Source organism: Burkholderia sp. BCC0419 (genome assembly GCF_902830285.1).
Lineage (GTDB): Bacteria > Pseudomonadota > Gammaproteobacteria > Burkholderiales > Burkholderiaceae > Burkholderia.
The window spans coordinates 222,822-234,446 of sequence record NZ_CADESR010000002.1 but is presented as its reverse complement, the minus strand read 5'-3'; the positions used below and the strand labels follow the sequence as shown (position 1 = coordinate 234,446).

The 11,625-nt window shown below is 66.8% G+C and carries 10 protein-coding genes; 6 read left to right on the top strand and 4 right to left on the bottom strand.

Annotation, left to right across the window (positions count from 1 at the left end; all coding sequences use genetic code 11):
* The first annotated feature begins 147 nt into the window (after positions 1-147).
* A complete protein-coding gene (locus tag HWW87_RS14555) occupies positions 148-1,005 on the top strand; it encodes an FCD domain-containing protein (RefSeq protein WP_175820864.1) in 858 nt (285 codons plus the stop codon).
* 170 nt (positions 1,006-1,175) lie between these two features.
* Here HWW87_RS14555 and HWW87_RS14550 read toward each other — a convergent pair whose 3' ends face one another.
* The 3 genes from HWW87_RS14550 to HWW87_RS14540 are packed head-to-tail and all read right to left on the bottom strand — an operon-like array spanning position 1,176 to position 5,482.
* Entirely contained in the window at positions 1,176-2,615 is a 1,440-nt protein-coding gene (locus tag HWW87_RS14550; RefSeq protein ID WP_175820863.1) for an aldehyde dehydrogenase family protein, read from the bottom strand.
* Positions 2,616-2,645: 30 nt separating this feature from the next.
* Entirely contained in the window at positions 2,646-4,043 is a 1,398-nt protein-coding gene (locus HWW87_RS14545; protein WP_175820862.1) for an aspartate aminotransferase family protein, read from the bottom strand.
* 50 nt (positions 4,044-4,093) lie between these two features.
* A complete protein-coding gene (locus HWW87_RS14540; protein WP_175820861.1) occupies positions 4,094-5,482 on the bottom strand; it encodes an APC family permease in 1,389 nt (462 codons plus the stop codon).
* Between the two features lie 250 nt (positions 5,483-5,732).
* Here HWW87_RS14540 and HWW87_RS14535 point away from each other — a divergent pair, with 250 nt between their 5' ends.
* The 5 genes from HWW87_RS14535 to HWW87_RS14515 all read left to right on the top strand — a co-directional run bounded on the left by HWW87_RS14535 (position 5,733) and on the right by HWW87_RS14515 (position 10,952).
* Positions 5,733-6,827, top strand: a complete 1,095-nt coding sequence (locus HWW87_RS14535; RefSeq protein ID WP_175820860.1) for an AraC family transcriptional regulator — start codon at positions 5,733-5,735, stop codon at positions 6,825-6,827.
* 663 nt (positions 6,828-7,490) lie between these two features.
* The gene (locus HWW87_RS14530) at positions 7,491-8,207 is read left to right on the top strand and encodes an ABC transporter permease (RefSeq protein WP_175820859.1); all 717 of its coding nucleotides are present in this window, start codon (positions 7,491-7,493) and stop codon (positions 8,205-8,207) included.
* Positions 8,204-9,115 (top strand): glycine betaine ABC transporter substrate-binding protein, encoded by a 912-nt coding sequence (locus tag HWW87_RS14525; protein ID WP_175820858.1) that lies wholly within the window; start codon positions 8,204-8,206, stop codon positions 9,113-9,115. Before HWW87_RS14530 ends, HWW87_RS14525 begins: the two co-directional genes overlap by 4 nt.
* Before the next feature lie 11 nt (positions 9,116-9,126).
* On the top strand, positions 9,127-9,780 hold the full coding sequence (locus HWW87_RS14520) for an ABC transporter permease (RefSeq protein WP_175820857.1): 654 nt from the start codon (positions 9,127-9,129) through the stop codon (positions 9,778-9,780).
* Positions 9,777-10,952 (top strand): ABC transporter ATP-binding protein, encoded by a 1,176-nt coding sequence (locus HWW87_RS14515; protein WP_175820856.1) that lies wholly within the window; start codon positions 9,777-9,779, stop codon positions 10,950-10,952. The genes HWW87_RS14520 and HWW87_RS14515 overlap by 4 nt, the downstream gene beginning before the upstream one ends.
* Before the next feature lie 129 nt (positions 10,953-11,081).
* Here the strand turns inward: HWW87_RS14515 and HWW87_RS14510 are convergent, their stop codons facing one another.
* The gene (locus HWW87_RS14510) at positions 11,082-11,474 is read right to left on the bottom strand and encodes a surface-adhesin E family protein (protein ID WP_175820855.1); all 393 of its coding nucleotides are present in this window, start codon (positions 11,472-11,474) and stop codon (positions 11,082-11,084) included.
* Positions 11,475-11,625: the final 151 nt, after the last annotated feature.

Genomic DNA, 11,625 nt, shown 5'->3' with positions numbered 1-11,625 from the left:
CGGTTGATCCTATTTATCATGATAAATAGAATGAACCTGATGCTAGAGTTGATCAAAATTGGTGTCAATCAGGCAAAATTCCGTACCCGCGCCGGGACCGGTCGTCGACGATGACGCGGCGCGCAGCCAGACAAAGGAGTCGTGAAGATGGTCATGGACCGAGCCAGGGCGGGCCTCGCGGTCGAAATCAAGCAGCCGAAGCGGGCCGATCTCGTCGCCGAGGAGATCAAGCGGCTGATCACCGAGAAGGACCTGAAGCCGGGTGACCGCCTGCCGCGCGAAGCCGAGCTGCAGCAGCTCTACGCGGTGAGCAAAAGCACGATCCGCGAGGCGCTGAAGTCGCTCGAGGTGCAGGGGCTGATCAAGGTCACGACCGGGCCGTCGGGCGGCGGGATGGTCGTCGAGGTGCCGCTCGACCGCACGCTTCAGCTCCTGCAGAACTACCTGTTCTTCAAGGACGTGTCGATCGACGACATCTATACGGTGCGCAAGCTGCTCGAACCCGAGCTGGCCGCCGGCGCCGTGCCGCACCTGACGGAGCGCGACTTCGCGGCGCTGGAATCGAACATCGCGTGCTGCGACGGCGCGTCGGGCGTGCACGATCGCGGCCACATGCTGCGCCAGCGCCAGGAGGACACGACGTTCCACGACATCCTCGCGGCCGCGAATCCCAATCCGTTCCTGCGCTTCAGCTGCGAGCTGATCAACGAGATGATCCGGCAGTTGATCGAGTTCCGGAACGATACGCCGCTCGTCGAGCACAAGCGCTTCGGCGAAGCGAACGTGTCGATCCACAAGGCGATCCTGCAGGCCGCGCGCGAGCGCGATGCCGAGCGCGTCCGTGCGCTGATGGTCGAGCACATGACCGAGGCGCCCAAGCATGTGAAGCGGATGAAAGGCAAGCTGCGCGGGCGGTTGATCCTCGATTCCGAGATCCGCAGGCGGGCCGCCGCCGCTTCTGTCGCGGGATCCGATGCGGCCGCAACGGATCCGGAAGAGCGCTGAGCGTCGGCACACGCGGCGTGGGCTCAAGGCCGACCGCTGCGCGGCGGCCCGGGGCTTCTGCCGCGCCAGGGTGACGGCGATGTGCCGGGCCATTGCCTCCGAACGCCGCGAGCGGCGCCGCCACCGACGGGCACGCATTCGCCGCGCGCTTCATCCAGGCGATCAGGTCGTCATCGCGCGCCGCCTTCCGTGTACCCGGTCGTACCCTTCGTTTCCAGATACTCGACGAGACCGAACTCCGCATACTCGCGTCCGTTGCCCGAGCGCTTGTAGCCGCCGAACGGCGCGGCCGGGTTCCACGCCGGGTAGTTGATGTGGACGTTGCCGACGCGCAACCGCGCCGCGATCCGGCGCGCGCGCTCGAGATCCTTCGACTGCACGTAGGCCGCGAGCCCGTAGACCGAATCGTTTGCGAGCGCGACGGCCTCGTCCTCGGTCCGGTAGGTCATGATCGACAACACCGGCCCGAAGATTTCCTCCGTTGCGATCGTCATGCGCGGCGTCACGTTCGAAAACACCGTCGGCCGCACGTAGAACCCGTCCGCGAGCCCCTCCGGCCGGCCGGGGCCGCCGGCGACGAGCGTCGCGCCTTCTTCGATCCCGAGCCGGATGAAGTGCTGGATGCGATCGAACTGCGTGCGGCTGACCACCGGCCCGATGCCGGTTTCCGTCGAACGCGGATCGCCGACGACGGTGCGTTCCGCTTCACGGCGCGCCGCCTGCTCGGCCCGCGCCAGATGATCGACGTGCACGAGCATGCGCGTCGGCGCGTTGCACGACTGGCCGCTGTTGCTGAAGCAACTGCGCGCGCCGCGCGTGACGGCATCCTCGATGTCGGCGTCAGGCAGGATCAGGTTCGGGCTCTTGCTGCCGAGCTCCTGGTGCACGCGCTTCACGGTATCGGCCGCCGCCTTCGCGACCTCGACGCCGGCCCGCGTCGAGCCCGTGAACGACACCATGTCGACCTCCGGATGCCGCGACAGCGCGTCGCCCACTTCATGTCCGTAGCCGTGCACGAGATTGAACACGCCGCGCGGCACGCCCGCTTCGTGCAGGATCTCCGCGAACAGGATCGCGCTGAACGGCGCGATCTCGCTCGGCTTGAGCACCATCGTGCAGCCGGCCGCCAGCGCCGGCGCGACCTTGCACACGATCTGGTTGATCGGCCAGTTCCACGGCGTGATCAGCGCGCACACGCCGATCGGCTCGTGTGACACAAGCAGCGAATCGGTCTGCGTGCTGAAGCGGAACGACTGCAGCGCGCGGATCGTCTGTTCGAGGTGCGCGGTGCCGACCGCGGCCTGCATCGCCCGCGCGAACGCGATCGGCGCGCCCATCTCCTGGCTGATCGTCTGCGCGACCTCCTCATAGCGGCGCTGATAGATCTCGAGGACGCGCTTCAGCAGCGCGACGCGCTCGTCCACCGACCAGTGCGAATAGGTATCGAAGGCCTGCTTCGCCGCGCCGACCGCGCGGTCGACATCGGCCGCGCCGCCGATCGCGAGCCGTGCATACGGCCGCGCGGTGGCCGGATCGATCACGTCGATCGATCGCGCATCGGCCGGATCGAGCCACTGGCCGTCGACGTAGGACTGTTGTGACGTTCGCATCGAATGCTCCTGAAATGAAGGATGTCGCGCTCAGCGCGTCGCCCGTGCGTAGGTATCGACGAGGATGTCGCGGATCTGCGCGACGAACCACACGATCTCGTCGCGCGACATCACGAGCGGCGGCGAGAACTGCACGATCGGCGTGCCTTCGTGGTCGACGCCCGCGCGGCACAGCAGCCCCGCGTCGAAGATCGCCGGCGCGAGCATCGTCGACACGAATGCCTGCGCACTGATGCCGGCCGCCCAGCGGCGCGCGGCCTTGTCGGTCACGAGTTCGAGCGAGTAGTGGTACCCGTCGCCGCGCACGTCGCCGACGCACGGCAGTTCGAGCAGGCCATCGAGCGTCTGTCGAAACACCGCTTCGTTGTCGCGGACGTTCGCGAGCACACCCTCGCGCGCCATGATCGCGAGGTTCGCGAGCGCGGCCGTGCACGCGACCGGATGGCCGCCGTACGTCGCGCCGTGCAGGAACATCTGCTGCGGCCCGTCGAGCACCGTGTCGACGACCGCATCGCTCGCGATCACGCCGCCGAGCGGCACGTAGCCCGACGCGATGCCTTTCGCGAACGTGATGATGTCCGGCTTCAGCCCGTAGCGCGCCGACCCGAAATACTCGCCGAGCCGACCGAATCCGCAGATCACCTCGTCGGCCACGAGCAGCACGCCGTGCCGGTCGCAGATGTCGCGCAGCCCGGCCGTGTAGCCGGCCGGCGGCGTGAGGCTGCCGCCCGCGTTCTGCAGCGGCTCGACGACGATCGCGGCGACCGTGTCCGGCCCTTCCTGCACGATCAGCGATTCGATCTCGTCGAGCAGATGGCGCGTGAACTGCGCTTCCGTTTCGCCCACCGGGCGGCCGTAGCGCTTCGTGTTGCCGACGTGCCGCACACCCGACATCAGCGGCTCGAAATGCTTGCGGAAGTTCGTCATCCCGTTCAGCGCGAGCGCGCCGAACGACGTGCCGTGATACGCGACGCGCCGCGCGATGAACTTGCGCCGCTGCGGCTCGCCGCGCGACTGGTGATACTGGCGCACCAGCTTGATCGCCGATTCGTTCGACTCCGAGCCGCTCGACGTGAAGAACACGCGGTTCAGTCCTTCCGGCGCGAGCGTCGCAAGCTGGTGCGCGAGCCGGATCGCCGGTTCGTGCCCATATCCCCAGTTGGTCGCGAACGGCAGCCGCACCATCTGCTCGCGAATCGCATCGCCGATCTCCGCGCCGTGGCTGTAGCCGACCTGCACGCAGTACAGCCCGGCCAGTCCGTCGAAATAGCGCTTGCCGTTGCGGTCGACGAGCCAGCAGCCTTCGCCGCGGTCGAACACGGTCAGCGCGTTCTCGCGGTATGCATCGGCATGCGTGAAGTGCATCAGCAGGTGGCGCTTGCCGAGCGCCTGCAGGTCCGCATCGAAATTGACGTCAACAGCGTTCATGGATCACTCCTCCTTCAGGGTTTCAGAACCGGCATCGCACAGCCGGTCATTCAGTTCATCGACAGCGTCGGCGCCGGGCGCGTGAAGCCGCGCGTCAGCCACACGAGCTGGCAGAGGCCGAGCACGAGCCAGCCGATGCCGACGTAGAACGTCTGGCGCGACAGCCCCGACCACAGCCACACGTTCATCGCGAAGCCGATCGCCGGCATCAGGCCGTATGCGATCCAGCCCGCGGCATGGCGATGCTCGGGCCGGCCCAGATAGCTGCGCATCACGCACAGGTTCACGATCGCGAACGCGACAAGCGCGCCGAAACTGATCATCGTCGACGCGAGATCGAGCGTGATGAACAGCGCGGACAGCGACACGACGCCGACCGCGAGCGTCGCGCGCATCGGCGTGCGCAGCCGCGCATGCAGATGGCCGAACACGCATTCGGGCAGCACGCGGTCGCGGCCCATCGCGAACAGCACGCGCGTCACGCTCGCCTGCCCGGCCATCGCACTCGCGAAGCAGCCGGCGACGTACACCGCGACGAAGAACGCCGCCAGCGTGCGGCCGCCGACCCGCCGCATCAGTTCGAGGCTGGCCGAATCGAGATCCTTGAACGCGTGCCAGTCCGGAAACACCACCTGCCCCGCATACGCGATCAGCATGAACAGCAGGCCGCTCGCGAGCGTGCAGAGCAGGATCGCGCGCGGCACCGTGCGCCGCGGCTCGCGCGTTTCCTCCGACAGCGTGGTGACCGCATCGAAGCCGAGGAACGACAGGCACAGAATCGCGGAGCCGGCGAAGATCGCGTGCGCGTCGCCCGACGACGGCCACGCGACGGCCGTCGACAGCCCTTCGCCGGCCGCGACGTGCGCCGACGCGACGACGAAGACCGCGATGAACACGAGCTGACTCGCGATCAGGATCAGGTTCACGCGATTGACGAGCCGGATGCCGACGATGTTCAGCCCGGTGACCAGCGCGATGCTGCCGACGATCCACACGCTGGCCGGCACCGTCGGAAAAATCTGCTTCATGTAGATGCCGATCGCGAGGTAGCTGATCATCGGGATGAACAGGTAATCCATCAGCAACGCCCAGCCGACCATGAAGCCGGCCGACGTGCCGAAGTTGCGGCTCGCGAACGTATAGGCCGACCCGGCGCTCGGCATCAGCCGCGCCATGTGGCCGTAGCTGCGCGCGGTAAACAGCATCGCGATCAGCGTGACCGCATACGCGGCAGTCAGATGCCCGTTCGTCTCGCTCGTGACGAGGCCGTAGGTCGTGAATACCGTCATCGGCAGCATGTACGCGAGGCCGAAGATCACCAGCGTCGAGAGTCCGAGCAGGTGCGGCTTGCGGGCATCCGTGTCGCTGCGCGGCGCGTACGCGCCGAAGTCATGCGTCGCGGCGGCTGATGCGGTTCGACCTGTCCTGTCGTTGTCCATGCTGTCCTCACGTGGGTGGCGTCCATGACTCAACACGCGTGCGTCCGGCGCGGCCGGCGGGGCACGACCGGAAGAAAGTGTGGTGCGTCAAAAAATCGACGACGAATGAGAAAAGCGGACGTAATCGAGGGATATTTCCGGACACATGGTCGTGTGCCGTGCCGTTCCGCCTTGCATGCTGCTGTGCCGCACTGGCGTTTTGCGGACATTCCGGCTATGTTCGGTGCGACCCCGTCACCGCCTCGGCACCATGGACAGCCGTTCCCAACGAAACCAGAGCCGTGCCGAGCGCAGCCTGCGTTCGGCGCTCGGCCTCGCGCGCCCGGCCGGGCGCCAGGAGGACATTCCCGCCACGGTCCACGCGATCGCGGTCGCGCTGGACGAGTGCCGCGTGCGGCACATCGACGGCGCCGCGCTGCTCGAAGGCACGGGGCTCGGCGCGGACGAAGTCGCGTCGCCGAACCTGCACGTGAATCGCGGCCAGGAGCAACGTTGCTTCCGCAACCTGCTGCGCTGCAGCGGCGTGCCGTCGATCGGGCTGTCGATCGGCGCACGGCTGCATGTATCGACGCTCGGCCTGGCCGGCTACGCGATGCTGATCAGCGGCTCGGTGATGCAGGCGTTCCGCTGCATGGGCCAGTTTCCGCTGTTCATGGGGCTGTATTTCGACGTCCGTATCGACGCGCACGCAGGCGGCATGAGCGTGACCATCGGCCGCTACAACGGCGAGCCCGATCTCGAGGTGTTCCAGGCCGACATGTGCCTGTCGAGCCTGCGCCTGATCGTGTCCGATCTCGTCGGCAAGCCGGTATGGCCCGAGCAGGTGCAGCTCGCGCGCCGCACGCCGCGCAACGCGGCCGACTATGCGCGCCACTTCGGCTGCCCGGTCGTGTTCAATGCGGACGACAACCGGCTCGTGTTCACGTCGGTGAACGGCACGGAAGCGCCGCGTCTCGCGAACGAAGTCAGCTTCAACGCACTGCACGGCCAGTGCGAGGTGCTCGAACGGCAGTGGGCCGCGTCAGTCGGCACGCGCTTCGCCGATCGCGCGAAGGAGCTGATGGCGCGCGACCTCGTGCGCTTCAAGTCGATGACGGCGCTCGCCGACGCGCTGCACCTGACCGAACGCACGCTGCGCCGGCGGCTCGACAAGGACGGCATCACGTTCCAGTCGCTGCTCGACGACGTGCGTCGCGACGAAGCCGTGCGATTGCTCGACGATCACGCGCTGACGGTCGCCGCGATCGCCGAACGGCTCGGCTACAGCGAGCCGCGCAGCTTCCGTCATGCGTACCGGCGCTGGACCGGCAAGACGCCGCGCGCGGAGTCGGACCCCGAAGAGTGAATCCAATGCGCGGTATTCAGCGATCACGCGCGTCGCGGAAATCGATGTCGTCGAATATCGCCCGGCACTCGACGTGCGCGAGCGGACCGCGCTGACGATCGTGCAGTTGCCGACCAACATGATCGGCACGCGCGCGCCGCGACGACGGTTTTACCGACTGATTCGGTCTTCGAATCAATTTTTACACGCCCCTCCCCTCGCCATCGCACACCCGCCGACGCATCGCCGCGCGCGTCCCCCACGGTAGACGCGATCCATCGATTGCTCTATACTCGCCTCAACTTCATCACAAAACGCATGATCTCGTGCGCAACGTGATGTCATTTCGCACTTCGCTGCGCAGGCATCCGTTTCGCCACGTCAAAGGGGCCACCGGCCCCAGCGGTCGGTGTCAAGCCGCCCGCATCCATGCCGTCTTCACAGGACGGTGCCCTGCTCGAACGCGCCTCGCCGTTACGGCGCCGCCGGGCTGAACCTGACAATCAGACGAACGCGTCGTCGCGTTCACCCGACCGCCAGCCGCACCTCGGTGCAGCCGGCAGCACTGTTTCCGTCAGTTCAATCGCGGCCATGCCGGGATCACGAACTTCCATCGCGGCGCCATTCGGCGTCGTCGCGGCGTGCGCCTGCGCGCGCCGTACCGGATTGAGGAGGCGTATCTTCATGACTCGACGCACTGTCCAGCTGGTGGGCAGCCTGGTGGCAATCATCGCAGCGGGATGGGCATTGGCGCGCGGCATCGGCGCCGAGACGTTCCATCAGCGCTCGGACGATCTCGCCTACTACGCGGGCCAGCACATGCTGCTGGTCGCCTATTCGATGACACTGGCCATCGCCGTGGGCGTGCCGGCCGGCGTGCTGCTGAGCCGGCCGCGATTTCAGCATCAGGCCGAGCGCTTCATGCAGGTCTTCAACATCGGCAACACGATCCCGTCGCTCGCCGTGCTGGCCATCGCGCTCGGCATCTTCGGCATCGGCAACGTGCCGGCGATCGTCGCGCTGTTCCTCGCGTCGCTCCTGCCCGTCACGCGCAATGCGTACGAAGGCATGAAGAACGTGCCGGCCGCGCTGCGCGAAGCCGCCAAGGGCATCGGCATGACGGGCTGGCAGTCGCTGGTTCGCGTGGAACTGCCCAACGCGCTGCCGATCATCGTCGGCGGCGTGCGCACCGCGCTCGCGATCAACGTCGGGACGGCGCCGCTCGCGTACCTGATCGGCGCGGACAGCCTCGGCTCGCTGATCTTCCCCGGCATCTACCTCGACAACCAGCCGCTGCTGCTGCTCGGCGCGTCGCTCACCGCGATCCTCGCACTGGTGCTGGACGGCGTCGTCGCGGCCGGCAGCCGTCACTGGCTCGCACGCCATGGAGGTGCCGCATGACGCTTCAACGCATCCTTCGATCGCTCGCACGCGTGGGCGTCGCCGGCGCGCTGTGCATCGCCGCCAGCACCCCGGCATTCGCCGCGAAGCTCGTGCTCGGCGCGAAGAACTTCACCGAGCAATACGTGCTCGCGGAACTCACGTCGCAATACCTGCGCTCGCGCGGCTACGACGTCGAAGTCCGCGCCGGGCTCGGCAGTACGCTCGCACGCAGCGCACTGGAGAACGGCCAGTTCGACCTGATGTGGGATTACACGGGCACCGCGGCGCTCGTCTACAACAAGCTCCAGGACAAGCTGTCGCCCGAGGACATGTACCGGCGCGTCAAGGCGCTCGACGTGCCGCGCGGGCTCGTGTGGCTCGATGCGTCGCCGCTCAACGACACCTACGCGATCGGCCTGCCGAGCCCGCTCGCGCAGGCCACCGGCATCCGGACGGTGTCGCAGCTCGCCGAGCACCTGAAGAACGATCCGGCCGCGAAGCATTACGTATTCGGCATGGACGCCGAATTCGCGAACCGCCCCGACGGCCTGAAGCCGCTGCTCGCCGCCTACGGCATGCAGTTCAGCCGCGCGCAACTGAAACAGATGGATCCAGGGCTCGTCTACACGGCCCTGCACAACAACCAGTTGAATATCGGCCTCGTCTACACGACCGACGGCCGCGTGAAGGGCTTCGGCATCGTGCCGCTCGAGGACGACAGGCACTTCTTCCCGCCGTACAACGCGACGCCCGTGGTCCGCCAGGGCACGCTCGAACGCAACCCGAAGCTCGCGACGCAGCTCAACGCGCTGTCGGCCGCGCTCGACAACGACGCGATGCAGGCGATGGCCAAGGCGGTCGACCTCGACGGCAAATCGCCGCGCGACGTCGCCGATGCATTCCTGCGCACCCACTCGCTACCTTGAAGGAGCAACCGATGAGCGTATTCGACTATCTCGCTTCGAGCTGGCCCGAGCTGCTGCAGCTGACGCTGCAGCACATGTGGCTCGTCGCGATCGCCGTGGGCTGCGCGATCGTCGCCGGCGTACCGCTCGGCATCCTGATCAATCGCCACGACTGGCTCGCCGGGCCGCTGCTCGGCGTCGCCACGCTCGTGCTCACGCTGCCGTCCATCGCGCTGTTCGGCCTGATGATCCCGTTCTTCTCGCGCTTCGGCCAGGGCATCGGCGCCGCGCCCGCGATCACGGCCGTGTTCCTCTATTCGCTGCTGCCGATCATGCGCAACACCTACCTCGCATTGCACAACGTGGATGCGGGGATCAAGGAAGCCGGCACCGGCATCGGTATGACGTCGTGGCAGCGCCTGCGTCTCGTCGAGCTGCCGCTGGCGGTGCCGGTGATTCTCGCGGGCGTGCGCACCGCGGTCGTGATGAACATCGGCGTGATGACGATCGCCGCCGTGATCGGCGCGGGCGGCCTCGGCACGCTGATCCTGCGTGCGATCGGACAGAGCAGCATGATGAAACTGCTGGTGGGCGCGGTGCTCGTGAGCCTGCTCGCGATCGTCGCCGACCGGCTGCTGCAGATGCTGCAACGTGCATTGACACCGAAGGGAGTGCAGAAGACATGATCGAACTCGACAAACTGACCAAGACCTTCACGCGCAAGGACGGCCAGGCCGTGCGTGCGGTCGACTCCGTGAGCCTGTCGGTGCCCGAAGGGGAAATCTGCGTGTTCCTCGGCCCGTCGGGCTGCGGCAAGACCACCACGCTCAAGATGATCAACCGGCTGATCGCCGCGACGTCGGGCCGCGTGCTGATCAACGGCGAGGATACGGCGCAGTTGAACGAAGTCGACCTGCGGCGCCACATCGGCTACGTGATCCAGCAGATCGGGCTGTTCCCGAACATGACGATCGAGGAGAACATCACCGTCGTGCCGCGCCTGCTCGGCTGGGACAAGAAGCGCTGCGCCGAACGCGCGCGCGACCTGATGTCGATGGTCGCGCTCGATCCGAAGCTGTACCTGAAACGTTATCCGCGCGAGCTGTCGGGCGGGCAGCAGCAGCGCATCGGCGTGATTCGCGCGCTGGCCGCCGATCCGCCCGTGCTGCTGATGGACGAGCCGTTCGGCGCGGTCGATCCGATCAACCGCGAATCGATCCAGAACGAGTTCTTCCAGATGCAGCGGCAACTGAACAAGACCGTGATCATGGTGAGCCACGACATCGACGAAGCGATCAAGCTGGGCGATCGCATCGCCGTGTTCCGGCGCGGCCAGCTCGTTCAGTACGATCACCCCGACACGCTGCTCGCCCGCCCGCGCGACGAATTCGTCGCGCAGTTCGTCGGCCAGGACAGTACGCTCAAGCGCCTGCTGCTCGTGAAGGCCGGCGATGCCGCCACGCAGCCCGAAACGGCGCGCGTCGATACGCCGCTCGCGCACGCGCTGGCGGTGATGGACGAAACCGACTGCCGCTACCTGACCGTGCTCGACGACACGGGCCGGGCGCTCGGCTACGTGACGCGCCGCGCGGCACGCACCGACGGCGGCGTGTGCGGCGAACGCGTGACGCCGTTCCCGGCCGGCGTCGCGGCGGACGACAACCTGCGCATCGTGCTGTCGAAGATGTACCAGTACAGCGTGTCGTGGATGCCGGTGCTCGACCCCGACGGTGCGTGGCTCGGCGAGATCACGCAGGATTCGATCGCCGCGTACCTCAGCTCGGGCCGGTCGCGCCGGCAAACCGGCCAGCCGCCGGGCAGTCCGACCGAGGTGGTGGCCACGGCCGCCGCGTCCTGAGTCGCGCCCGGGCCGGCGCTTCGTCGCACCGGCTTCGGGAAGCGAAGCGAATGGATGCCGCGCGTTGCAAAAAGAGATAGTCGTGCTTGTTCAAGCATCGCGCGGCGCAAACCGCTTGAACGAAAACCGTCATCCGGATTTTTTGCACACGTAATCCATGACCAGCGTCTGAATGGAATCGCGTTCGACGAAACGATAATCGTCCGAATCCTCGCGTGAAACGTAAACCTGGTCCGGCTGGGTTCCGGTCATCCTCGTTTTACCCATCGCCCAGATCTTTTGCGCGCAGATGAACGACCAGTCGGACACGATGCTTTTCACCGGAAACGGCGCCGAATACCGGCGCGGCTCGGCATAGACGATCCTGACCGTCACCCGCGAATTGACCGGGTGATGTTCGACGGAAGCCGCGTCGACATCAAGCGCGACAGCCGGCCCGGGCCCCAGCGTGACCCAGTTCTCCGCCCATGCAACGTGGGTGACGAGCGCAAGCAATACGCCCGCGATCCGGTTTCCTTTCATGTCGTTCCCTTGAATCCCTGAATCCCCGAGTTCCGTCCAGTGAATGCCGGCGACCTGATTCTACGGTCTACGCTTGCGGGCACCATGCGCTGCGATCCGGATGATTGATCGGCCCGCGGGTATTTCATTCGTTCGACAAACCGGTGATGCC